The organism is Bacillus sp. T17B1 (assembly GCF_026796395.1).
Classification (GTDB): Bacteria; Bacillota; Bacilli; order Bacillales; family Bacillaceae; genus Bacillus; species Bacillus spizizenii_A.
On record NZ_JALAYA010000010.1, the window covers coordinates 22,077 to 45,615 of the forward strand.

Annotated in this window: 22 protein-coding genes and 3 pseudogenes; 9 read left to right on the forward strand and 16 right to left on the reverse strand. The window is 41.8% G+C overall.

All coding sequences use genetic code 11. The features are described from left to right. Positions 1 to 7: 7 nt before the first annotated feature. Together MOF34_RS06560 and MOF34_RS06565 are read right to left on the reverse strand one after the other, a co-directional pair. Positions 8 to 1,213: an MFS transporter gene (locus MOF34_RS06560; RefSeq protein ID WP_268399272.1), complete on the reverse strand. Its 1,206-nt coding sequence runs from the start codon at positions 1,211 to 1,213 to the stop codon at positions 8 to 10. 190 nt (positions 1,214 to 1,403) lie between these two features. Further along, positions 1,404 to 1,630 (reverse strand): annotated as a pseudogene (locus MOF34_RS06565) (AzlD domain-containing protein); the annotation flags it as partial. A 227-nt stretch (positions 1,631 to 1,857) separates the two neighbouring features. Here MOF34_RS06565 and MOF34_RS06570 point away from each other — a divergent pair. Together MOF34_RS06570 and MOF34_RS06575 are read left to right on the forward strand one after the other, a co-directional pair. Then, positions 1,858 to 2,352 (forward strand): MarR family transcriptional regulator, encoded by a 495-nt coding sequence (locus MOF34_RS06570; protein ID WP_268399276.1) that lies wholly within the window; start codon positions 1,858 to 1,860, stop codon positions 2,350 to 2,352. Between the two features lie 15 nt (positions 2,353 to 2,367). Further along, entirely contained in the window at positions 2,368 to 2,997 is a 630-nt protein-coding gene (locus tag MOF34_RS06575) for a nitroreductase family protein (protein ID WP_019713447.1), read from the forward strand. Between the two features lie 57 nt (positions 2,998 to 3,054). Here MOF34_RS06575 and MOF34_RS06580 read toward each other — a convergent pair whose 3' ends face one another. Both MOF34_RS06580 and MOF34_RS06585 read right to left on the reverse strand, forming a co-directional pair. Beyond that, the gene (locus tag MOF34_RS06580; RefSeq protein ID WP_268399278.1) at positions 3,055 to 5,712 is read right to left on the reverse strand and encodes an MMPL family transporter; all 2,658 of its coding nucleotides are present in this window, start codon (positions 5,710 to 5,712) and stop codon (positions 3,055 to 3,057) included. Continuing rightward, positions 5,709 to 6,167 carry a MarR family transcriptional regulator gene (locus MOF34_RS06585; RefSeq protein ID WP_268399279.1) on the reverse strand — a complete coding sequence of 153 codons (459 nt, stop codon included), beginning with the start codon at positions 6,165 to 6,167 and terminating at the stop codon, positions 5,709 to 5,711. Before MOF34_RS06585 ends, MOF34_RS06580 begins: the two co-directional genes overlap by 4 nt. Positions 6,168 to 6,354: 187 nt before the next feature. Here MOF34_RS06585 and dinB point away from each other — a divergent pair, with 187 nt between their 5' ends. The 3 genes from dinB to vmlR all read left to right on the forward strand — a co-directional run bounded on the left by dinB (position 6,355) and on the right by vmlR (position 10,359). Further along, entirely contained in the window at positions 6,355 to 6,852 is a 498-nt protein-coding gene (gene dinB / locus MOF34_RS06590; RefSeq protein ID WP_268399281.1) for a damage-inducible protein DinB, read from the forward strand. 172 nt (positions 6,853 to 7,024) lie between these two features. Continuing rightward, a complete protein-coding gene (locus MOF34_RS06595) occupies positions 7,025 to 8,398 on the forward strand; it encodes an amino acid permease (protein WP_268399283.1) in 1,374 nt (457 codons plus the stop codon). 332 nt (positions 8,399 to 8,730) lie between these two features. Next, positions 8,731 to 10,359: an ABC-F type ribosomal protection protein VmlR gene (gene vmlR, locus MOF34_RS06600; protein WP_268399285.1), complete on the forward strand. Its 1,629-nt coding sequence runs from the start codon at positions 8,731 to 8,733 to the stop codon at positions 10,357 to 10,359. 40 nt (positions 10,360 to 10,399) lie between these two features. Here the strand turns inward: vmlR and MOF34_RS06605 are convergent, their stop codons facing one another. Together MOF34_RS06605 and MOF34_RS06610 are read right to left on the reverse strand one after the other, a co-directional pair. Beyond that, entirely contained in the window at positions 10,400 to 10,966 is a 567-nt protein-coding gene (locus MOF34_RS06605; RefSeq protein ID WP_268399287.1) for a TetR/AcrR family transcriptional regulator, read from the reverse strand. A gap of 18 nt (positions 10,967 to 10,984) precedes the next feature. Further along, positions 10,985 to 12,166 (reverse strand): MFS transporter, encoded by a 1,182-nt coding sequence (locus MOF34_RS06610; protein WP_268399289.1) that lies wholly within the window; start codon positions 12,164 to 12,166, stop codon positions 10,985 to 10,987. A 302-nt stretch (positions 12,167 to 12,468) separates the two neighbouring features. On the opposite strand from MOF34_RS06610, the gene MOF34_RS06615 reads away from it, so the two are divergent. Then, complete coding sequence (locus MOF34_RS06615; protein ID WP_268399290.1) at positions 12,469 to 12,852, forward strand: HIT domain-containing protein; 384 nt, start codon at positions 12,469 to 12,471, stop codon at positions 12,850 to 12,852. A 10-nt stretch (positions 12,853 to 12,862) separates the two neighbouring features. Here MOF34_RS06615 and MOF34_RS06620 read toward each other — a convergent pair whose 3' ends face one another. The 7 genes and pseudogenes from MOF34_RS06620 to MOF34_RS06650 all read right to left on the reverse strand — a co-directional run. Next, positions 12,863 to 13,336, reverse strand: a complete 474-nt coding sequence (locus MOF34_RS06620) for a GNAT family N-acetyltransferase (RefSeq protein WP_268399292.1) — start codon at positions 13,334 to 13,336, stop codon at positions 12,863 to 12,865. 205 nt (positions 13,337 to 13,541) lie between these two features. Beyond that, on the reverse strand, positions 13,542 to 13,844 hold the full coding sequence (locus tag MOF34_RS06625) for a DoxX family protein (RefSeq protein WP_268399293.1): 303 nt from the start codon (positions 13,842 to 13,844) through the stop codon (positions 13,542 to 13,544). Beyond that, positions 13,841 to 14,440 carry a TetR/AcrR family transcriptional regulator gene (locus tag MOF34_RS06630; RefSeq protein ID WP_268399295.1) on the reverse strand — a complete coding sequence of 200 codons (600 nt, stop codon included), beginning with the start codon at positions 14,438 to 14,440 and terminating at the stop codon, positions 13,841 to 13,843. The genes MOF34_RS06625 and MOF34_RS06630 overlap by 4 nt, the downstream gene beginning before the upstream one ends. A 283-nt stretch (positions 14,441 to 14,723) precedes the next feature. Beyond that, positions 14,724 to 15,062 (reverse strand): thioredoxin family protein, encoded by a 339-nt coding sequence (locus MOF34_RS06635; protein WP_019713436.1) that lies wholly within the window; start codon positions 15,060 to 15,062, stop codon positions 14,724 to 14,726. Between the two features lie 178 nt (positions 15,063 to 15,240). After that, positions 15,241 to 15,630, reverse strand: a complete 390-nt coding sequence (locus MOF34_RS06640) for a DoxX family protein (RefSeq protein WP_268399297.1) — start codon at positions 15,628 to 15,630, stop codon at positions 15,241 to 15,243. A 132-nt stretch (positions 15,631 to 15,762) separates the two neighbouring features. After that, positions 15,763 to 16,701, reverse strand: a complete 939-nt coding sequence (locus MOF34_RS06645; RefSeq protein WP_268399298.1) for a ring-cleaving dioxygenase — start codon at positions 16,699 to 16,701, stop codon at positions 15,763 to 15,765. Positions 16,702 to 16,727: 26 nt separating this feature from the next. Continuing rightward, positions 16,728 to 17,192 (reverse strand): annotated as a pseudogene (locus MOF34_RS06650) (nitroreductase family protein); the annotation flags it as partial. A 443-nt stretch (positions 17,193 to 17,635) separates the two neighbouring features. On the opposite strand from MOF34_RS06650, the gene mneP reads away from it, so the two are divergent. From mneP to MOF34_RS06665, 3 genes are all read left to right on the forward strand, one after another. Beyond that, complete coding sequence (gene mneP, locus MOF34_RS06655; RefSeq protein WP_268399300.1) at positions 17,636 to 18,529, forward strand: manganese transporter MneP; 894 nt, start codon at positions 17,636 to 17,638, stop codon at positions 18,527 to 18,529. Between the two features lie 192 nt (positions 18,530 to 18,721). After that, positions 18,722 to 19,534 (forward strand): MerR family transcriptional regulator, encoded by an 813-nt coding sequence (locus MOF34_RS06660; protein WP_268399301.1) that lies wholly within the window; start codon positions 18,722 to 18,724, stop codon positions 19,532 to 19,534. An 82-nt stretch (positions 19,535 to 19,616) separates the two neighbouring features. Further along, positions 19,617 to 20,306: a DUF554 domain-containing protein gene (locus MOF34_RS06665; protein WP_268399303.1), complete on the forward strand. Its 690-nt coding sequence runs from the start codon at positions 19,617 to 19,619 to the stop codon at positions 20,304 to 20,306. 343 nt (positions 20,307 to 20,649) lie between these two features. Here the strand turns inward: MOF34_RS06665 and MOF34_RS06670 are convergent, their stop codons facing one another. From MOF34_RS06670 to MOF34_RS20955, 3 genes and pseudogenes are all read right to left on the reverse strand, one after another. Continuing rightward, entirely contained in the window at positions 20,650 to 21,096 is a 447-nt protein-coding gene (locus MOF34_RS06670; protein ID WP_268399305.1) for a hypothetical protein, read from the reverse strand. Between the two features lie 151 nt (positions 21,097 to 21,247). Continuing rightward, the gene (brnQ, locus tag MOF34_RS06675; protein ID WP_268399306.1) at positions 21,248 to 22,573 is read right to left on the reverse strand and encodes a branched-chain amino acid transport system II carrier protein; all 1,326 of its coding nucleotides are present in this window, start codon (positions 22,571 to 22,573) and stop codon (positions 21,248 to 21,250) included. Positions 22,574 to 23,017: 444 nt separating this feature from the next. Further along, positions 23,018 to 23,454 (reverse strand): annotated as a pseudogene (locus MOF34_RS20955) (nucleosidase); the annotation flags it as partial. Positions 23,455 to 23,539 lie beyond the last annotated feature (85 nt).

Genomic DNA, 23,539 nt, shown 5'->3' on the forward strand with positions numbered 1-23,539 from the left:
CTTTTTATCAGTTTTGCTTCGTTCGTTCTTTCGTTAATCCAAAAAACGCCAGTGCGCCCATGACCGCTGTCACAAACATGATCGCTCCCATCGGAATGGCTGTCGTTTCGTTAATGCCTACAAGCGGCGACACGATCGAACCGAGGAGCAGCGGGAGCATGCCGAGCAGCGCACTTGCACTTCCGGCACGGTGCCCCTGCCTCTCCATGGCAAGCGTAAACGTGCTGGTCAGAACCATGCCGATCGTAATCATGTAAATGAAAATGGATATGACTAATGTAGCGAGAGGGCCGTGAATCATGGTCATGGTCAAAAGCACAGCGGTCGCTATCATAGCCGTAATGACTGCGATGCGAAGTAGGCTCTTCTCATGAATGATTCCGCCAAAGCGCCCGATCATAAAGCTGCCCGATATAATCGCCAGGCCGTTAATGCCGAAAAGAATACTAAACACCTGCGGCGACACTCCATATATATCCTGGTATACAAAAGGCGTACCAGACACATATGCAAAGCTTCCCCCGTGAATAAACCCGACCGTTAACGCATACCCCATAAAGGATCGATCCTTCAGCAGGCTGCCCATCGTTTTGACAGATGTTCCGATTGAGCTTGGAATCCGTTTTTCCGGCGGCAGTGTTTCTTTTAAACGAAAAGCAATCAAAAGAACTAGTAAAAATCCGATGATCGTTAATACGTGAAAAATTGTATGCCACGTTGCAAATGGCAATAGCAAAATAGCACCGCCTGTCATTGGCGCAACCATTGGCGCAACAGCTGTAATGACCATTAACAGCGAGAAAAATTTAGAAAGCTCTCTTCCAGTAAATACATCGCGGACGATTGCGCGAGACAGCACAAGCCCTGCGGAAGCGGTTAATCCCTGTAAAAAACGCGCACACACTAATGTTGTAATATTGGGCGAAAGCGCACAAAACAGAGAAGATAACGCAAATAAAAAAATACAGATTAATAGCGGTTTCCGTCTTCCCTGCGCGTCACTGACCGGCCCTACAATCAGCTGGCCTATCGTAAGCCCGACCAGACAGGCTGTTAAACTTAACTGTACAAGTGACGCACTTGCAGATAAATCATTCGCTATTTCAGGAAAACTTGGCAAATACATATCTATATTAAGCGGGCCCAATATAGCAAGCATGCCGAGCAGAAAAGCCAATGCCAAGCGTTCTTTTCCAGTTGGATTATGCAGCATGTTATCAAACCTTCCCTTCAACCTAGTCCCTTATGTCAAATCGATGTCAACTCCAACGATGGATTGAAGCTGTGAAACATTTGTATATTGTATCATAACTCTCAGCCTGTGAAAGCAGCTTTAAAGCTTGAACGAAAGATACAAAAAAATCAGGGTCTTCTGCCCTGATCAAGTATGTGCCGATCTTGTTTTATGCCCATAATTGCAAACCCGCCATAAGAAGTACACCGCTGATCACAGTAATGGACAAGCTTTTTGGTTTCATCGCAATCAAGAGAGTCGGGATCAAGATGACGGCTGCAGGCCATTTCAATTGCACAGTACTATTAGACTGAATCATACAATCCTTTACGCAAGCGCTGTCAATATACACACCGGCGCATAGGAAAGCCACTTGAGCACAAGCTCCGGCAAAGTGCAACAAAAAGGGAATCAGAATAAACGGTCAGGTGTGCACTCGCCTCTGGAGACGCCTTGCAGTTTACAGGGACAACTACATTAATTCATCTGAAGAAACGGCCAGTTTTTTTCTGCTGATGTACTATCCGGAGCCGCAAGGATGACTAACAACCTCCCAGTTAACGCTGGGAGGGTTTTCAAATATGCAAATGGCTTGCAAGATGAAATCCATCGTTGTATATTAGTTGATGGGTCAATCATTGATATATCAATTAATAGTTTTGACAAGAAGGAAGGGATGGGTTTTGGCGTCATTTTGTTCAGAGGAAGCCGAGATTTTATATCAGCTGCAAGGCGTGAACAAGGTGATTGGCATGAAGTTCGAGGCATGCACGGGCATCAGCCAATCTCGTTTGGAATTGCTGACATTGCTTTATCATGCAGATGAGATTAGTCAAAGCGACCTTCAAAAGAAAGTAAATATTGATAGCGCAGCCGTCACTAGACACCTGAAACAGCTGGAAGCCAAAGGCATGGTCTCAAGGCGGCGCAAGCCTGAAGACAACCGCATCACCCTTGTCCGGTTAACAGGCCAGGGAAGAGAGCGAATCGAGTCTTCAAAGAAAGAAAAGGAGCGTTTCATGAAGGAAATGCTTGCAAATGTAAGTGCAGACGAGCGCCGCCTGCTCATTGATGTGCTGGCGCGCATGCGGAACAACATAGACAATATTGAAGCATAAGAGGAGTGTATCAACATGATTAAAACAAACGATTTTATGGAGATTATGAAAGGCCGCCGTTCTATTCGCAACTATGATCCGACAGTGAAAATCAGCAAAGAAGAAATGAGAGAAATTTTAGAAGAAGCAACAACTGCTCCATCTTCTGTCAACGCGCAGCCATGGCGTTTTCTCGTCATTGACAGCCCGGAAGGAAAAGAAAAGCTCGCACCGCTTGCAAGCTTTAACCAAACGCAAGTCACAACATCATCTGCCGTCATCGCTGTATTTGCAGATATGAACAATGCAGATTACCTAGAAGAAATCTATTCAAAAGCCGTGGAACTCGGTTACATGCCGCAGGAAGTCAAAGACAGACAAATCGCCGCGCTGACCGCTCATTTTGAAAAGCTTCCGGCACAGGTGAACCGCGAAACAATCCTGATTGACGGAGGTCTTGTTTCCATGCAGCTGATGCTGACTGCACGTGCGCACGGCTATGATACAAACGCGATCGGCGGATACGATAAAGAAAACATCGCAGAAACGTTCGGTTTAGATAAGGAACGTTATGTACCGGTCATGCTTCTTTCTATTGGAAAAGCAGCAGACGAAGGCTATGCTTCCTACCGTCTGCCGATTGATACAATTGCAGAATGGAAATAAAACAAAGAGCCCAGACCTATTTTCTGGGCTCTTTTTGTCCAATCACTCTTCTCTCTGTTATTCTTTGATTTTCTTCCTGCCAAACGGCCACCAGTTGCCTTCGCCAAAAGTCATGATGATTGCCGGAATGAAGAGCGGGAGAATGACAAGGCCGTAAAGCAGCAGCCCGATAATGATGACACTTGCCACCTGCATCAGCGTATTGACGCCTGAAGGCATCATCGCCGCGAACGTTCCGGCCAAAATAATGGCCGCCGTAATAATGACGGATCCCATTTTGCTCATTGATCTGACAACACCTTGTGCAATGCCGAGGTGCACCTCTTCCTTAAATCGGTCCAGCAAGAAGATCGAATAATCCACGCCTAACGCGATCAAGATGACAAAGCTGAAGAACGGTACTGCCCAGCTGACGCCGGCGTTTCCTAAGCCATTTACAAAAATTAATTCTGTTATGGATATCGACGTATAGTACGTCAGCAGCAGTGACGCAATCATATAAATCGGCATGATCATTGAACGGAACAAAATCGTTAACACGATAAACAGCCCAATAATCATGATCACCATTGTTCTGGAGAAGTCCGTTGTGGACAGCTCTTTTAAGTCTGCATTCACACTCGTGACCCCGCCGTATACGATCTGTGCATTCTCGAGAGGAGTGCCGTCAACTTCGTTTGCTACAGCTTTTTTGATTTGGTTTATTGTTGTAATGGCTTGTTCTGAATAAGGATTAGAGTCCAGGACGACGCTTAATTGTACGCCTTTGCCGTCTGCAAAGGAATATTGGTCAATTGACTTCTTAAAGTCTTCATCCTTCATGACTTGATCAGGAATGAATATGCCTGTATCTCTTACGGTTGAGCTTTTGCTCATGTTCTCTAACATATCACTGGAAGCTGTCATGCCGTCAGAGATTTTCGTCAGGCCATCATTTGCACTCTTCACGCCCCCTGCAAGCTGCTGCAGGCTTTCTGTCAGCGTTCCGGCTTGTGCCTGCTGGCCCGAGAGCTGCTGATTCGCTTGTTCAAGTCCGGTTTGAATCTGTCCAAGCTGTCCGCTGATTGCCGTAAGCTGCTGTACAGATTGTGCAGTATTGCCGGTTTGGGAAATCTGTTTGCTCACGAGCTGGAGCTGCTGATTGATTTTGCCCAATCCTTCTGCCGCATCGCCCAGCGAACCGCCGAACCTGCTATTTGAGGCTGAGCCGGTTTGCCCCGCCATTTGATTCAGCCCGTTTTCTATATCCATTAAACCGCTTTGGACATCAGCGATTCCTTTTACCGCCTTATCCAGTCCGTCTGAAACCGAGCCTAGCTGTTTATCAATATATAAATCTTTGATTTTTTCACCAGTCGGCTGCGTGATGGTCATGACAGAGTCAACATGTTCAACTTTCTCGATCGCTTTGCTGATATTTCCGAGATAAGGGATTGTATCAGCTGTTGTAAGATCTTTGTCTTCTTTCACGACAACATTGATCGGGAATGCTTTCCCTTCACCGAATCCATCCTTGATGACCTCGAGAGCTCTTACTGATTTATAATCACTGCTGATTTCCGCAGTCGAATCAAATGAAATCTGGTCATCATAGGTCAAAATGAACGGAAGCGTGATCATTACCGTGATGGCAATAAACAGAAACGGACGCACAACAGAATGCCTGCCAAGAAACGCCCATAATTTGTTGTCACTGTGCGACAGCACTTTCTTAGAAGGCCAAAATAATTTTTCACCCAGCGTTACCATAAATAATGGAAGCAATGTATAGAGGATGATCATTAAGATCCCTACACCGACTGCAACTCCTACTGCGGATTGAAAAATCGCAAACTTCGCAAATCCTAAGGCAGAAAATCCGATCAATACCGCAAAACCGCTGATAAATAAGGTTTTTCCCCCTGTACGGTAAGCGATAAGCGCCGCTTCTTTTTTGTCATGCCCGTTTGCTAACTCTTCACGGAATCGGGTCAGAAGCAGAATGCAGTAATCTGTTCCGATCCCGAACAGGATGGCGACTAAGAAGGTTTGCGTAAACGTCGAGATAGGAAAATCAACATTGTACACAAGGACGCCCAGTATAGATTGACTGATCAGATAAGAGAAACCGACAACCACAATTGGGATAAAAGGCGTCACAACAGACCGGAACACGATCAGCAGTAAACCGATGATCAAGCAGACTGTGATTACTTCCGTTTTCTTGAGCCCTTCCTCTGAGCTGTGGGCGAAATCCTGATTGATGAGAGAGGCTCCCGTAATATATGCAGTCAAATCATCAGGAACGATTTTATAAATATCATCCGCGATTTTTTCCGCTTTTTTATCAGAACCTGTAATCGTGACAGGAATGAGAACCGTTTTCTTGTCTTTTGAAATCAATTGGTCTTTGACTTCTTTTTCCGCTGTTAGAGGAGACGTTACTCCTTCTACACCGTCGATCATTTTGACTTTATCGATCATTGTCCGGAGCCGATCCTCTGTTTCTTTCTTAAAAGCGTGATCTAATGTAAAGACGATACTGATCGAATTATTGTCTTCTCCCGCTTGTTTTAAAATGGCATTTGCTCTTTCTGAAACAGCATTTGCAGGAAGCTGGGCCTGCCCCTTTTGATTGGCCAGCTCCGTTAAGTTCGGAGAAAACAAACTCAAAACGACGGTAAGTGCTAATATAACCGCTGCAATGGCCCACTTGAATTTGATGATTGCTCTCATTTTGCAGAATCTCCTCCTTTAAATTTGCTTTTTAGAATGGTGAATATCTCTATGATAGAATTTAAGTGTTTCTCATCTATATCATCGATCAACTCTTTGAGAGCGTTAAAAATGGCTGAATCTAATTCTTCCAGTATGGTTTCACCGCTGGTTGTGATCTTAATAAGCTTAGAGCGCTTATCACTTTTCGTAGGACAGTCATCCCATTCAACCAATCCCTTATCAAGCAGCTTTTTCAGTCTATTAGAAATCGCACTTTTATGTACATTTTGATACATGGCTAGGCTGCCGGGAGAGGTTGGGCCCTTGACTTTTAAAATTTTTAACAAGTCTGCCTGTTCCCTTGAAATATTCTTGAAGACATCCTGATTGATTTCATGATGCACAAACTCTGTGCCTTCAAGTAATACTTCCACAAACAGGTTTATCGCCTGACATAGCTTTTGTTCATTCAACATCTTCCCCTCCTCACTATAGTTTACCCCTCTAAACTTTATGATCAATGTCAAATAGTTTATTCCCCTAAACTATATCTGTCAACAAATTTTATTTACGAACAAATTAATAAGAACGTTCGTTCGTGTATAATAGACATTAGCAAAATGAAAGGGGAAAATTAACATGTAAGATTTTTCATTAACATTGCACGATTATAACGTTTGGGCCAATCAGCAAATATTCAACCGATTAAAAGAGCTCCCAAAAGAGGTGTACCGCGAAGAGATTCAAAGTGTGTTTCCGTCGATATCCCATGTGTTGTCTCATGTTTATCTTTCGGATCTAGGCTGGATTGAAGTGTTTTCCGGCCGAAGCATGGCCGATGCTTTGGCGCTAGCTGAACAGCTCAAAGAACAGACTGAGGCAAAAGAGATGGAGGAAATGGAAGCCTTGTTTCTGACGTTGTCCGAGCGTTATACATCATTTTTACAGCAAAAAGAACAGCTCCATAAGCCCCTCCAGATTAAAAACCCGTCAGGCAAAATCATGAAAACGACTGTTTCTGAGCTGGTTCCCCACGTTGTCAATCACGGGACATACCACCGCGGCAATATCACAGCAATGTTGCGGCAGACAGGATACGCATCCGCTCCGACAGATTATGGGCTCTATCTGTATCTGAAAAAAGCTGAAATGGAATAAAAAAAGCGGCTCAATTTAGGAGCCGCTTTTTTCATGATGGATCGTTCATAACATTAAAATTTCTTTTCATATTTTCTGTATAGTAAAAAAGATATAAATTTTAGTGTTATAATATTCATTAAAAATATATCGCTGACTCAATAAACAATTTTTCAATGGAGGAACACACAAAGTGACAGACGACATGACGAAAGACAATAAGCAGCAAAAATTGGAGAGAGGCTTGAAAAACAGGCACATCCAGCTCATCGCCATCGGCGGGGCCATTGGAACGGGCTTATTTCTCGGCTCCGGAAAATCGATTCATTTTGCTGGACCGTCGATTCTATTTGCTTACATGATCACAGGGATCATTTGCTTTTTAATTATGAGATCTCTGGGTGAACTGCTCTTATCGAATTTGAACTATCACTCTTTTGTTGATTTTGTACAAGACTATTTAGGCGATATGGCAGCCTTTATCACCGGCTGGACCTATTGGTTCTGCTGGATTTCGATTGCAATGGCTGATCTGACAGCCGTCGGGCTCTACACTCAATATTGGCTCCCGGGTGTGCCGCAATGGGTGCCCGGCTTAATCGCTCTGATTATATTACTGATTATGAACCTGGCAACCGTCAAGCTTTTTGGAGAATTAGAATTTTGGTTTGCGTTAATTAAAGTCATTGCCATTTTGGCACTGATCGTTATTGGCCTTGTGATGATCTTTAAAGGTTTTTCCACAAGCTCTGGGGTCTCCAGTTTCACAAATCTCTGGAGCCACGGAGGCATGTTCCCGAATGGCATGCACGGGTTTATCCTATCGTTCCAGATGGTTGTGTTTGCCTTTGTCGGCATTGAGCTGGTCGGACTGACAGCCGGTGAAACAGAAAACCCTGAAAAAGTAATCCCTAAGGCGATTAACAATATCCCTGTCCGGATATTGCTTTTCTATATTGGGGCTCTTCTTGTGATTATGAGCATCTATCCTTGGGATGTCATCAACCCTAGCGAAAGCCCATTCGTACAGGTGTTTGTCGCGGTTGGCATCGTCGGGGCAGCAAGCATTATCAACTTTGTTGTGTTGACTTCCGCTGCTTCAGCATGCAACAGTGCTGTATTTAGTACAAGCCGTATGGTCTATTCTCTGGCAAAAGATAACAATGCGCCTGAATCAATGGCAAAACTGACTCCGCGTAAGGTACCTAGAAACGCGTTGTTCTTTTCAGCTATCGTGATTTTAATCGGTGTAACGTTAAACTACATCATGCCAGAAGGCGTATTCACCCTGATCACAAGCATTTCAACCGTCTGCTTTATCTATATTTGGGGTATTACGGTCATCTGCCATATGAAATACCGTAAAACAAGACCTGAATTAGCGAAAACAAACAAGTTTAAGCTTCCGCTTTATCCGTTTACAAATTACCTGATTCTTGCGTTCCTGGCGTTTATCCTGGTTGTTCTGGCATTAGCTCAGGATACTCGTGTTTCCTTATTTGTCACGCCGGTTTGGTTTATTTTGCTGATGGTGATTTATAAAGTGAGAAAAGCGAAGCATCAATAAGATTTGCAGCTCCTGCCCAGAAATGAGAGCAGGAGCTTTTTAATGAAAATAATGACAAATGCCCTTTGCCTTTGAATTTGAAGTTATGCTATAGTATGCGTAATCAAAACAAGAAGGGATGATGGGTGGACAATGATTAACTAATCTTATTTTTACCGTTGTTTGAAATCAATATTTCAAATCAGAAAAAATAGGATTAGTCTGCCCATTTTCTATATATACGACAGTGCTATTTATAAATAATAGCTTATTTGATCATGCACATGCGCGGCTAATCCTTCCAACACATTTGGGAGGATTTTTTTATTCTCCCTTTAAAGCGAGGGATATGAATGAAAGAGATCGTGACTTTAACAAATGTCAGCTATGAAGTGAAGGATCTGACTGTTTTTAAAAACGTAAACGCCAGTGTTCAGCAGGGAGATATCATTGGGATTATCGGCAAAAACGGCGCTGGGAAATCTACGCTGCTGCACCTCATACAAAATGACTTAGCTCCTGCACAAGGACAAATCCTTCGGCAGGATTTAAAAATGACGTTGGTTGAACAGGAAACCGCGTCGTATTCCTTTGCGGATCAGACGCTTGCCGAAAAGAAATTACTGGAGAAATGGCGTGTGCCCATCCGGGATTTCCAACAGTTAAGCGGCGGTGAAAAACTGAAAGCACGGCTGGCGAAAGGACTATCAGAGGGTGCAGACCTTTTACTATTAGACGAACCGACAAACCACCTTGATGAAGAAAGCTTGCAATTTCTTATTCAACAGCTGAAAGGTTATAGAGGCACCGTGATTCTTGTTTCTCACGACCGTTATTTCTTAGACGAATCCGCAACAAAAATATGGTCGCTTGAAGCTCAAACCCTGATTGAATTCAAAGGCAATTACTCTGGGTATATGAAGTACCGCGAAAAGAAAAGACTCACCCAGCAGCGTGAATATGAAAAGCAGCAAAAAATGGTTGAACGGATTGAAGCACAAATGAATGAGCTTGCTTCTTGGTCGGAAAAAGCCCACGCTCAATCGACGAAAAAGGAAGGGTTTAAAGAATATCACCGCGTAAAAGCGAAACGTACGGATGCCCAGATTAAATCCAAGCGGAAGCGGCTTGAACAAGAACTGGAAAAAGCAAAGGCGGAACCCGTTGAGCCTGAATATACTGTCCGCTTTTCAATTGATACAACAAAAAAAACAGGTAAACGCTTTTTAGAAGCTCAGCATGTAACGAAGGCCTTTGGCGAAAGAACACTGTTTAAAAACGCACATTTTATAATTCAGCACGGCGAAAAGGTTGCGATCATAGGCCCAAATGGCAGCGGAAAAACAACATTACTGAAAATCATTCTGGGACAGGAATCGGCTGAGGGAAGTGTGTGGGTGTCGCCGTCGGCAAATATCGGCTATTTAACGCAGGAGGTGTTTGATTTACCTTTAGAACAAACTCCGGAAGAGTTATTTGAGAAAGAAACATACAAGGCAAGAGGGCACGTTCAAAATCTGATGAAGCACTTAGGTTTTACAGCCTCCCAATGGACTGAGCCAATCAAGCATATGAGTATGGGTGAACGTGTAAAGGTCAAGCTGATGGCATATATGCTGGAGGAGAAAGACGTGCTGATTTTAGATGAGCCGACAAACCATCTCGACCTGCCGTCACGCGAACAGCTGGAAGAAACACTGTCACACTATAGCGGCACATTGCTGGCGGTTTCACATGACCGATACTTTCTCGAAAAAACAACAAACAGCAAACTCGTCATCTCGGACAATGGCATCGAAAAGCAATTGGTTGACGTTTCATCAGAAAGAAATGACCGGGAGGAGCTTCGTTTAAAACTTGAAACAGAAAGACAAGAAGTGCTGGGCAAGCTCAGTTTTATGACGCCGAATGATAAAGGGTACAAGGAGCTTGATCAGGCTTTCAATGAGCTTACGAAACGAATGAAAGAGCTGGATCATTAGCGTGTAAGGGATACCAAAGGCGGTTCGCCCTTGGTATCTTTTAAGTTTCCGCCTTCAGCCCTCGCCAAAAAATATCGAAGGAAATCTCTAAAGATCGCTCAAATGATTGTTTATTCTCGTAAACCAGCTGAATGTTCAACCCGTCAAAAAGAGTGATGAAGGCTATCGCACACTTCTCGGGCGGATAGGTGATGCCCGATTCTTTAAACACAAGTGCAACCCGGCTTTTCAAAGCATGAAGAAACATCAAGTACTGGGCTGAAATAAAATCACTTACTTCAGCAGGAGCCTTAAACGACATCGCCTGCAAAAAGGCTACATTGGGCATAGCATGAAAGCGCACCTGCGTTTCTTTTAAAAAATCATATATAAGATTCTTGGCTGGCATATGCTTTCGGGGTTCAAAAAAATCATTGATAAACGCTACTTCTTCTTCAACAATCTCGGGGTATACTTCCATCAGCAGATCCTTTTTTGACGAGAAATGGTAGGAAAGAGATTGTTTCCGAATTCCCAATTCTTTTGCAATATGCGCCATTTTGACTCCCTCGTAGCCAAGTTCATTAAATTGGCGAACAGCTGTGCGTTTTATATTCTCACGGGTCACTGTTCTGACCTCCCCACATTATTTCATCCGTTTTCTCTTGGAACAGATAAATAAAATATATAATAAAAGAAACAGCAGGTACACCAAAACGGAAGCGATATAAAGCGTCTGATACGAATAGATCGTTGCCACCACACCTAATAACAATGAGCCTCCTCCAATTCCCATATCAAAAAAATTAAAGAATGTTCCCATAGCGTCCTCATGTTCATGCTCTTCTACAAGATTGATACACCATGTCTGGATAGCCGGGAATATTGAGCCGAATCCAAATCCGTAACATATCGCCGCAGTAAAAAACATTGCATTGGTTTGGGCAATATATATTATTGAAAGGCCTGCTATTGAAAATATTGAGGCGGGGATAAGGATGGCTCCCGCTCCGAATCGGTCAAATATTTTCCCGGAGATAAGACGTATCAAAAAACTGGCTGCCGCAATCAGAAAGAAAAACATTCCGACACTTCGGAAACCCTTTTCGATCGCATAGAGTGAAAAGAAGGACATGATCCCAGATGCAGCAATGCCGACTAATAAAATAAGAAACGAAGGAAACAGCACACGTCTTTCTAACACCTTTACCTTTACCCTTCCCTTTTCAGCTGTGTCTCTCGCTTCTGGCCGCCTCCGCACCAGTACAGCCATAAGCACAGCCAGTAAAAGAATGGACATCCCGCCAAGAAAAAGCCTCTCAAAATCATAAAGCTCCAGCGCTACGATACCAATCATAGGCCCAACCGAAACCGCAATCGTTTCACCTACCCCAAAATATCCAATCCCCTCACCTCGGCGCTCCTTCGGAATAATTTCCGCGGCAATCGTGGCAAAATAAGTAGTTGCTAACCCAAAACCGGCACCATGTATTAAGCGAATGAGCAATAGGACGCTCACATCTGACGCCAAGTAATATGCACCGGTTGAACAAGCACTAATAACAATTCCAAATATAAGTAAATATTTTTTGTTGAATCGTTTAGCCAACACCCCTGCAAAAGGACGTATGGCAATGGCAGATATCATAAAAATACCTGTAACCAACCCGACTTGCTTTGCCCCGCCTCCGATAGCAGTAACAAACAAAGGCAATGTCGGCAATAACATTTCAAACACCATAAATAAAAACGCATTTGAAAGCGTGACAAAAACAAATGATAAGGACCACATTTTTACAGTATGTGTTTTTTCTACTTGTACCTCCATCAGGTTTCTTCTCCTTTTTCTATTCATTGTTTAATTTCATCACACTCACTTTACCTGACTATAGTCAGACTGTAAACTGTTAATCTATATAAAGATTATGGTAATCGTTTATTATTTAATTATTTCAACTAATAAACTGACAATAGTCAGATTATTACGTTTGATTTGTCTTCACACGTGAGAAGATCCATATAACCTTAACAGCTCCAAATTATTGCATAAAAAAAGACCAACAGCTGTTGTCCTTTTCTCTCCATGGGCATGCGGCCCCCAAATGGAAATCCCACAAAAGAAGGGAGGTGATGAAGAAATGCAGAAGATTATTAAATGAAACAAAAAAAGTGAGGATGGATCATATGACTGAAGACTTTTACTGTGATGAGGTTTTTAGCGGCAAAACGAAAGTGAATAAAGTAATAGAGACAGATAACGTATTGGCATACTATCATACAAAGCCTTTTTATCCAGTCCATATTGTGGCTGTCCCTAAGAAACATATTTCCTCATTGATCACCCTGGAAGAGAACGACCATGAGTTGCTTCTTGAATTAATGAGTGTCATTCAAAAGGTCGCTTCCATGGTGACGGAAGAAAAAGGCGCGTGCCGTGTAATCACCAACTTAGGAGCTTACCAGGACTCTAAACATCTACATTGGCATATTGTGTTCGGAGAGCCGCTTAAGTAAGCGGCTTTGATCAGCACAGCTGTTTCCGCATACGTATGTTGGTCATGGCATACCCCATCTTCTGATAAAGATAGACGGCTGTCTCGTTGTGCGCAAACACATGAAGAGCAAGTCTTTCCGCACCAAGCTCTCTTGCTCTTTCATCCAGCGTTTGAAGGGCCAATTGACCAAGCCCTTTTCCGCGGAAGGCTTCATACAATCCAAAGGAATAGATAAATGCTTCCTTTTGCGGATGAAACGGATCAGCATACAGCCAGAGCCAGCCCATCCTTTCTCCTTGTTCATTTGTAATGTTCCAAAAATAATGGTTGCTGCTGTGTCGTCCATCCGGAATCATGTTATCATAGGCCTGCTCCGATTTTTCAATTGCCTCTTTTTCTGTCCAAGTTCCCGATTTTATGTTTTGTTTCGCGTAATTTTGCACGGACATCCCGCGAAATGCTTCGAACTCTTCCACAGTCATATCTTCCAAGGTTAACGTCATCCTGTATTCCTCCCTATGAAAAAAGTCCAGCCAATGCCGAACATCACTGCGTACAAATGAAAAAAATAAGCCGGTTAAGCCTCTGACACTCTATCATTCGATAAGAGAAATAGATTTCCTGCAAAATAAGATGTGAGGATTGTGGAAATATAAAGAGAAAAGCTTACATGAACTCCCTAATCATGATCATGATCGAAACAATCAATCAGATCATTGCGGGTATCGTCATGAGAAACGATTGATGCGCTCGAACAATATGCGCATGAAGCGCTCCCGCCATGAGAACGACAAACAGGATGCCTGCTCCAAACGCTGCATACCGATTCCAAATTCCCGCTGTCATAGCAAGTGCCCCGGCAATTTCAAGAATTCCCGTAACAGTCAGAAACCATAACGGATATTGATAATGCCGCCAATGCTCAACTTGAAAGGGAGCGCGGCACACCTTTATCATGCCTCCCACAAACATAAAAACTGCCAAACTGACTTTCATGATTATAGATATCATCTTACATCCCTCTCTATCGGAAGCATCCCGTATATTAAAAGATTCACAACCTGTGCGGCGAGGCTTGCCGGATCCTTGATTCCGGTTAACAAAAATGAATCGGTTAAATGTTCGATCATGCCAATCAAACACTCAGCGACCGTTTCCATGTCGAGTTCGGAATGAAAATAGCCAAGCCGCTGTTCTGCTTCTAGGTTATCTTGCAAAACCACCGCCAAGTCTTTTTTCATTTGTTTCGCTTCTGGGTTAAGAAAAAAGCCGATCTTGGTTACATCTTTGTCCTCAGCCAGACATTGAAAAACAGTTTCTACAGCAGACAGCACCCGTTTTGACACATCCTGCGTATTTAATCCGCCTTCCAGGAGCAGTGACTCTGTCAGCTTTCTGACACGAGAGTGAAAATCGGCGATTAACTCCTCAAAGATGGCTTCTTTGCTTTGAAAGTACAGATAAAAGGATGGCTGCGTCAGTCCTGCTCTTTTTACAATTTTACTTACTTTCGTCTCATGGAATCCCCGAATCGCAAATTCGTTAGCAGCCGCTTTAAGTAATCGTTTCCGGCTTTCTTCCCCTTTACGTCCTTTTTTGCTTTTCAACTAGGATCATCCTCCATAAAAAAAATACTCAAAAGTAATGTTACTCATGAGTATTATTTCATGCTGTTGATTTTATGCCAATCAACCCCAAACTGCCAACTTCCCTATTCAAGGGTTTTGCAATGTATTATTTCTTTACTTGTGAAACAGCCATCCCCTCACCGATGAAATGGTTTTTCTGATGTCATAAAACATGATGTCCGACTTTAAGCAAGGGGACGGCCTGACGTTATGCCATTTTCAAGAACCCCCCAGGGGGCTTGTCATTTGATAAGTGTAAACTTTATTCATCTTCATATAACCGATAAACCCTTTTCAGCCTTTCTTCAAGCTGTTCAAAATGAACAAAACGGGCTTCTCTCAGAAACTCAGTTCCATCGATAAACAAAAGAAGCACAGGAACGGTGAAGACTGAAAATCGGCCGGCGACCTCTTCTACATCGTCAGCATTGATATGCGCCAATGTGATGTTTGGAAACTGATCCAATAAAATTCTGAGCTGCGGCAGAACAGCATGACATACTGTACAGCCGGGTCTTGATATATAGATAAAACTGAATGGATGCTGTTTAATAAAATTCTCTATAGCATCTAATGATTGTAATTCTGTCATCTCTTTCATCCATTTACTCCTTCAAATTGGTCTGTCTTTCATGACCAAGCTCATCGATACGTATTATTCACTATACACATTTATATGAATGATATCCGCTTTTTGCTTTTACCTGCAAGCTTGCACGAATATGGAAAAACAAAGAACAGTTACCGCTTGCCAGTAACTGTTCTAACATACTTTCGTATTAAAAATGCAAAGCGTAAGCCCCTGAACCGATGAGTGCAACCCCGATGGAGACTGCAATCAGCACCACGTTATACTCAAAACCGCCCGCGCCATTCGCAAATCCTTTCGCTCCATGAACTTTTACGATAGCACCTAACATAATGATCGTTATGATAGCAGCTCCAAGCGGGAGGAATACACCTAAAATAAATAAAATTCCGCTTACTAATTCCCCAAGACCTGATAAAGCGGCCGCGACGTTACCTGGTTTCAACCCAATTGACTCGAACCATTCTCCGGTTCCTTTAATCCCATATCCGCCAAACCAGCCGAATAATTTTTGTGATCCATAAAACAGAAACACCACACCAATCAGAATACGAATAAGCAATAGTCCTGCATCTTCCATTTTTATCTCTCCTTATTTTTGATGTAACATGTTGCGCTGAAAGGCAGCACGTCTAGTTATTTACCGCCGGCAACTTCCAGCAATCACCTGTTGAATATATGTCTCTTTATTTCTCTTCATACGTGATTACAATCAGTCTAACTCTCTCACTTCAAACGGCAGCAGCCCTTGTTCAATTTGTGTTCGATGCGGTTCATACTGAATAGGCAGCATTAACTTTCCACCCATTGTTTCTGGTGATTCATCATGTGCAAAGCCCGGCGGATCAGTTGCGATTTCAAATAGAATTTCCCCATGTTCTCTGAAGTAAATCGCATTAAAATAATTTCTATCGCGAACAGGAGTCACACCGTATCCGTGAGAAGCGATATATCTATGCCAATCTAATTGATCTTCGTCATCGTTAGCACGCCAAGCGATGTGATGCACCGTGCCGACTCCCATTTGCCCGCGTCCAATAGGCGTGATTTTAAGGTCAATCACATTTCCGATATCACCGGCAGAACGAAAACGAACGAAGTCTCCTTCCTTGCCGACTTGTTCCAGCCCCATGATATTTTCTAATAGCTCAGCGGTTTTATCAGGCTGTGCTGATAACAGGGTTGCACCGCCAAAGCCTTTAATGGCAACATCAGGTGTTATATCTCCAAACGTCCACGTATTGGCTTCTCCTTCTTCTCTTTCCACGATTTCTAAATGCAGACCGTGCGGATCATCAAATTCTACATATTGTTCTCCAAAACGCTCGATTTTGGTGTATGGAACGTTAAACTTTTTAAGTCTCTTTTTCCAAAAAGCCATAGCTCCCTTCGGCACGACATAAGAAGTCACGCCAACTTGACCGTCTCCAATGATTCCTTGGCGGGCGCCCGCCCACGGAAAGAAGGTGATGATTGTTCCCGGCTTCCCGCCTTCATTTCCAAAATAAAGATGATACGTACCAGGATCATCAAAATTGACAGTTTGCTTGACCAAACGAAGCCCCAGGACTCCTGCGTAAAAATCTGCGTTCTCTTGAGGGTGACCGACAATTGCTGTAATATGATGTATTCCCATCGTTTTTTTTGCCATTTTTATATGCTCCTTTACATGTTCATTTAGAGATATTCAACAAACACATTTATAGATTTCCGGTTGCCGCGCGGGCTTCTGCTCTCTGTGTAATTATCATGACAACCTCAAATTGATCATCTATATTCAAAATCTGTTCCACGGTTTCAGCATCCTTAGCACTCAGCATAAACATCATTGCAGAAAGTGAAGCGTTCCTTATCGCCTCATCCCTCTTAAATAGTTCTCCCTTTTATTAAACGAAACGGTGTCTTGAACCACACGGCCAACCTGCTTATCCCCTAATACCAATAGAACCGCAGATGAGCTTAACACGTTATATTGACCGTTTGCGGCCTGTTTCGGCTTTTTACATCCGGTCTAGAACCGTCACATCTTTTGTATACTGCAAGTTAAAAGCCGATGGAGCCAAGGCAACCCATTCAAACATCTCATTTAGTTCATCTTTCGTGATTGGATAATCTGGAAAGGAAGTTGCTTGCAGATCGCTTTGGCTAGCTGTGAAAATTCCAGCTTTTATGACCTAAACTATTTATCTTGAATTCGAGATATCACTTTATAAAAAAATACATTGGCATGAAGGTTTACGCTTGGGTGTTACTAATTTATCTCGAATTAAATTATCTTGAATATGAGATAATAATAAATTATGGATGTTCTATTGTCAACAGTTTTGAAAAAGGAGTGGGAATTTCACTGAAGTGGAATATTAATTGGTGGGCCATCACCGTTTGTTATGTTTGCTGTGTGCTCTTTTAGCCCGGCTCCAACTTTTTTTCTTTCACCTTATTTATTAGTAAACAGGAAACAACGTTGCTATAGACCCACTCGAAATGGAATTGGTATGATAAGCAAAGTGATTACACAAGAAAGGATACGGGGAGCGAATAAAAAAGCACTCCTATTTTTTTGTGCAGTTTTACAGGAGGAAAAAATGGCAAGTGAAAGAGAACAAATAAGCAAAAAGGTTGCTTTGATTGCATTGATAGCCAATCTGATCTTAATGGCAGGAAAGGTCTTTTTTGGGCTGATAGGCGATAGTGAAGCGGTTTTTGCGGACGGAATCCATTCCGCAGCGGATGTCGTTGCTTCGATTGCTGTCCTGGCAGTGATCGGCATTTCAAATAAACCGCCTGATCAAGACCATCCTTTTGGGCATGGAAAAGCTGAAGTCATTAGTGAGGCTATTGTAGGAATTATCTTAATGATCGTATCAGTTTATATCCTAATAGAAGCGATTCTGTCCTTTGTTGAAGGGCCAAGCGTTCCACAATACAGCGCATTGTTTGCCGCTCTGATTTCGTACGTGGCCAAGGAGATCCTATATCGCTATTCCATTAAGCAGGGGGAAAAATGGAACAGCAAAGCGATTATAGCGATTGCATACGATCATAAAGGCGATATCGTTGCCTCTCTTGCCGCTTCTATCGGCGTCCTATTGGCGATTGTCGGAAACACACGCGGATGGTCCTATCTGTTGTACGCCGATGCAATTGCCAGTGCAATCGTGGCTTACCTTATTTTTAAGATTTCAATGGAATTAATCAGGCCATCTGTTGATGTTCTTATGGAGAAAAGTGTTGCTCCCGAGCTGATAGAAGAATATAAAGCTGTTATTTTTCAATGTGATCAAGTAAAGCGAATCGATAGAATCCGCGCGCGAGAACATGGCCACTATAAATTGCTTGATGTCCGTCTATCTTTGGATCATGATTTGACGATTAAACAGGGTCACGATATTGCCCGCGAAATCCGAAATGAAATCAAAAGACAGTTTTCAGATGTTGAAGAAGTGCTCATCCATGTGAATCCTTATTTTGAAGAATGAAAAAGCTCCTTTTCAATTTTTCAAAAGGAGCTTTTTCTTTATGCCGTTTGTTCAGAAACGGTTTTTATCCTCAGGAACGTCAATTTGTTCACGCCTTATCCCCTTCCTCTAATCCTTGCAAACTTTTCCTTTAGGACTGGCCATACTATATAATGTGAATGTATAAATCAGATGAACAGAAAGGTTGTTAAAATGAAGGAATTTTTTTCGATTGGAGAAGTTTCAAAGCTATTCAACGTGAAAATCTCTGCGCTTAGGTATTATGATGAAATCGGCCTTTTGAAACCGGAATATAAAGACGAGCAAACGAACTATAGATATTATTCTACCCAACAGTTTGAGCGGTTAGATACCATCAAGTATTTGAGGGCTTTAGGCCTGCCCGTCAATAAACTTCTTGATTTTTATAATTCTCAAAATACAAACACTCTGCTTCATTTACTGAAAAGCCAGCAAACTGAAATTGATCGTAAAAAGAGGGAATTGGAACGCATAGAAAAAAAGATCTCCCGCCGCATCATGCAAATAGAAGATGCCGTCCACACGCCGTTACAGCACATTACAAAAATCAAACTTCCCGCATTACGTGTGGCTTATTTACAGCATGAGTATATTCTCGGCCATGATATCGAACATTCATTAGCCAAATTGAGAACTCACCTGAATGTGAACGAGGATATATTTATAGGCAAGATCGGTTTATCTATTTCAGCAGCAAATGTAAAAGCAAATCTGTTCGACAAATATACCAGCATATTCATGATTCTTGAAGATGAAAATGAAGAAACTTCATCCGAAATCATTTTTCCTTCAAGAGACTATCTGCAAATCAGGTTTAAAGGGTCACATTCAGAAGCCGAACCATATTACAAACAGTTACTGGCATATATGAACGAACATCATTATGATATAGCGGGAGATTCAATCGAAATCACACTCATTGATTATGGGATTACCAATCACCTAGACAATTATGTGACTGAAATCCTGCTGCCCATCAATTAAATTTCATGAATATGTTTTTAATCTCCCTTGACTCTCTACTAACTTGAGGGTTTATTTTAATCATTATTGGAGGAGAAAGCTTATGTTTGGGACCATTTTTAACACAGTGATGATCATTGCAGGAAGTATAATTGGCGGGGTATTCAAAAAAGGTATTAAAGATGAATACCAGGATATCCTGATGCAGGCAATGGGCTTCGCTGCAGTTGCGCTGGGGATCAACGCGATTACACAGCATTTGCCTGATAGTAAATACCCCATTCTTTTTATTGTAAGTTTAGCCCTTGGAGGTTTGCTTGGCCAGAGCATCAATCTGGAATTACGATTCAACAATCTGGTGAATAAATTCTCTAAAAGCAATTTAGCGGAGGGTTTATCAACTGCGATCTTATTATTTTGTATGGGTTCGCTGTCAATACTGGGCCCTGTTGAAGCGGCTCTGAATGAAAACTATACGTATCTCCTGACAAACGGGATGTTAGATGGGATTACCTCCATTGTGCTCGCTTCGACTTTTGGTTTTGGAATCGCAGCGGCTGCCATTGTATTGTTTGCCTGGCAGGGCTCGATCTATTTATTTGCTAAAGTGATGGAGAGCGCAATCAATACAGATCTCATAAATGAAATCACAATTGTAGGAGGCATACTCATTCTCAGCTCAGGGTTAAGCATTCTGGGAATGAAAAAGTTTAAAACGCTAAATCTGCTGCCCTCTCTGTTGATTCCGCCTGTTGTTATTTTCGTGATTCATGTATGTGGATTGCGCTTTTAATGGCGACCTGCAACACATGCTTCAATAAATTAACACTCACTAATGCCGTCATGCTTTATCAGTGAAACAGATGGTGAGTGGTGGATCCGTATTTGATATTCACAAAAATAGAGCCTCTGTAATGGGGCTCTATTTTTTCACATGAACCAATCCTAATGACTAGGCGGCAGGTTTCGGACAGCCGTTCACTCTACAACACGCGCACAAAAAATACCAAGGTATTCACAACCCTTGGTATCAAAATGAAAATGTTCTTTGATTGTAAAAAAGTTTCATTATGCGATTTCGCACTAGACAAGATTATGCAGTTTTTCGAATTCAGAAGCCGAATACCGTGCAAGAATCAAATCATTTTATATTGTCCTCTGTAAGGTTTTTTCACCTCTGGGTGCATTCTCATTAAAGTATTCATAAATGATGTCATATTAGAGATATGCACACCGGTTTCCTTCTCAATCCTTCTTTTCAGCTCAATACTGTTTATTGGCTTATCCTGCTGCTTTAATATGTGTAACGCTGCTTCACGAGAAGCTTTTGATTCAGCTCTGCCCTGCCTTCTTTTTTTCTGTTGGATTGGTTTTGATGTTATATGATATGTCTTTACATCATTTGCTGTTTGTTCAACGAGCACGACTTGAGATGGGCGCTGCTTTTCTTTACTAGACCTTTCTAATGCTCTTAAGCTTGAAAAGATCTTCTCCCGTTCCAACTGGAGCTCACGAAGTATCGATATTTCATGTTTGTCTATTTGTGCTAATCTCATACACAAAGCTTTTCTTTGATCAGCCATCTTCTTCCCCCCAATTAAGCAGGCGGACAAAAGCTTTATTCCACCTGCAAATCTGAGTGATTGTTCAATTTTTAGTACCCTGACCAGGGAAATCAATAATGTCTATGAAGATGAGTGGCGCTGCTAATCCTTGAATCGTTTTATCACAGCGCTAATCACAATTTTTTGTTCGGACCATACTCAGTATATAGCCGCCTAATCCCCCTATAATAGCTGGAATGAACCATCCGAGCCCTATGCTGTACATAGGAAGAATCTGAGTGAAAACACGATTCACCACTTCAATTTTCACCCCAGCTTCATTCAAACCGTCAAATAGGCTTATGATAAACGTGAACAGTAAACTGCCCTGATACACTTCAGCCTTCCCTTTAAATACAGAATGTAAAAACGTTAAAAAGATTAAGGAAATCGCGATTGGATACATCATCATTAAGACAGGCATCGATACCTTAATGAGCTGTGTTAACCCTATATTTGCGACAAGCGTACTAAACACCGCTAAAATCACAGCAATTTTTTTATACGAAATGTTTGGAAATAATTCATGAAAAAAGGAAGAGCACGCTGTAATCAGTCCGACACTTGTTGTCAGACAGGCTACTGTAATCATTAAGCCCAAAAAGATGGAACCATAGGATCCAAAATAAAAGGATGAAACCTTAGCCAAAACCTCGGCTCCATTTTCTAAAAGCCCCAGCTTTTCAACGCTGGAGGCCCCCATATACGAAAGGGCAGTATAGATAAGGGCTAAAAGTGTCGCAGCAATCGCAGTTGCTTTTGCACATATCAATACCAGCTGTTTTTTGGTGGCAGCACCTTGTTCTTTAATTGCATTCACGATGATGATTCCAAACACAAACGCTACAAGGGCATCCAGAGTCAGGTATCCTTCCTGAAAGCCTTTGAAAAATACATGTGATGTATACTCTTTTGATGGTGCTTGAATGGTTCCGATTGGATGGACAACAGCTACCACTACAAGCAATCCGATAAATGTCAATTTAATTGGCGTTAAAAATTTCCCGACTACATCAATGATTTTGTTAGGATTGAGCGATAACAGACATGCAACTGTGAAAAATAAAATTGTAAATATGATTAATGGAACAGGGCCTGCATCATCTGATAAAAAAGGTTTCACTCCAATTTCAAACGATACGTTCCCAGATCTCGGGATTGCGAAAAAAGGCCCGATTGCCAGATAAAGAATCGTCGTAAACACAATTCCAAACACCGGATGCACACGGCTGGCTAGCGATTGTAAATTATGTTTACCTGAAAAAACAAATGCTGTCATCGCCAGCAACGGCAAGCCAACTCCTGTCACTAAGAAGCCAGCGTTTGCGATCCATACATTTGTTCCAGCCATTTGACCAAGCATAGGCGGGAAAATGAGATTTCCTGCTCCAAAAAACAATGCAAATAGCATTAATCCTATAATGATGATATAGGAAGAAGAAACTTTCTTTGACATGATAAATCCTCCGATTACCGTAAATACTTTTTAAATGACCAGCAAACATTGCAGCTGCTATTTGCATTGGCACGGCGTTGATTCTAAAATCATAAGCTTGTTTCAGTCTTACATATTTTTATTAAGTTCAAATAACATAATCCACCTCGAAACACATTCCGCAAATTTGATTCACACCTTTGAGCAACATATTTAATGTACCATACAAAATCCATACAAAAAACAAGATCGCTGTAAGGATCCCAATAATCCTGTGTATAATAAATAGAGAACCATTTACGAGTGTTAAGCTTACTTCAACAGAATCATTAGATATTTAAGAATAACATTATCCAGGCTAGTTTAGATCGCTAAGCGTTAAAAGATATTAAAATGAATGCTGTAACCCAAGAACATACCAAACCATGGTATGTTTCTTTGTCATTTACATGAAAGATGTTTTAGCCTAGCCGCATTTATGTCAGATAGACCGTCTCCGACAACTGCATGTTGAATGACGTATTTTTGCAGAATAGTATTAAAGAAATCACTTTTATTCAGTGTATGTATTTGTTGAATACTAAATGTTTCAGTTCCCCCCTGTAAACTCGCAATTGCTTTTTGATATTCTATTAAGCCATTACTCGCTATAAAAATTGAATAATTGTTTTTAAAATAACCGAACATCCTTTAACATGAGAATATAATACGCCTTTCCCCTGATTGATATTAGTCATTAACCTTACAAATAAAAGGAACACCTCATGTATTTCTCAATAGGGAGGGCCGTATCCCATTTGCCAAGTGTCCTCACATAATCGAAAGCATCATCTAGTGACCATTCTAATTTTTTCAGTTTGAAACAAAGTTTCAACCATATCGCAAATGAGCGATTGTGCCATAACGTCTTCTCCTTTTAACTGCCGGGGCTTCATCTTCTAAATACTACCATATTGAAAGGCTATAGAATCGCCTACAGCATGATCA

Coding starts and splice junctions, on each gene's coding strand:
- MOF34_RS06635 (WP_019713436.1), bottom strand. CDS start 15,062: ATGAAAGAGATGACAGAATTACAATCATTAGATGCTATAGAGAATTTT.
- MOF34_RS06645 (WP_268399298.1), bottom strand. CDS start 16,701: ATGGCAAAAAAAACGATGGGAATACATCATATTACAGCAATTGTCGGT.
- mneP (WP_268399300.1), top strand. CDS start 17,636: ATGGCAAGTGAAAGAGAACAAATAAGCAAAAAGGTTGCTTTGATTGCA.
- MOF34_RS06660 (WP_268399301.1), top strand. CDS start 18,722: ATGAAGGAATTTTTTTCGATTGGAGAAGTTTCAAAGCTATTCAACGTG.
- MOF34_RS06640 (WP_268399297.1), bottom strand. CDS start 15,630: ATGGAAGATGCAGGACTATTGCTTATTCGTATTCTGATTGGTGTGGTG.
- MOF34_RS06575 (WP_019713447.1), top strand. CDS start 2,368: ATGATTAAAACAAACGATTTTATGGAGATTATGAAAGGCCGCCGTTCT.
- MOF34_RS06620 (WP_268399292.1), bottom strand. CDS start 13,336: ATGACGTTAACCTTGGAAGATATGACTGTGGAAGAGTTCGAAGCATTT.
- MOF34_RS06580 (WP_268399278.1), bottom strand. CDS start 5,712: ATGAGAGCAATCATCAAATTCAAGTGGGCCATTGCAGCGGTTATATTA.
- vmlR (WP_268399285.1), top strand. CDS start 8,731: ATGAAAGAGATCGTGACTTTAACAAATGTCAGCTATGAAGTGAAGGAT.
- MOF34_RS06560 (WP_268399272.1), bottom strand. CDS start 1,213: ATGCTGCATAATCCAACTGGAAAAGAACGCTTGGCATTGGCTTTTCTG.
- brnQ (WP_268399306.1), bottom strand. CDS start 22,573: ATGTCAAAGAAAGTTTCTTCTTCCTATATCATCATTATAGGATTAATG.
- MOF34_RS06625 (WP_268399293.1), bottom strand. CDS start 13,844: ATGATATCTATAATCATGAAAGTCAGTTTGGCAGTTTTTATGTTTGTG.
- MOF34_RS06665 (WP_268399303.1), top strand. CDS start 19,617: ATGTTTGGGACCATTTTTAACACAGTGATGATCATTGCAGGAAGTATA.
- MOF34_RS06615 (WP_268399290.1), top strand. CDS start 12,469: ATGAAGAAATGCAGAAGATTATTAAATGAAACAAAAAAAGTGAGGATG.
- MOF34_RS06670 (WP_268399305.1), bottom strand. CDS start 21,096: ATGGCTGATCAAAGAAAAGCTTTGTGTATGAGATTAGCACAAATAGAC.
- MOF34_RS06610 (WP_268399289.1), bottom strand. CDS start 12,166: ATGGAGGTACAAGTAGAAAAAACACATACTGTAAAAATGTGGTCCTTA.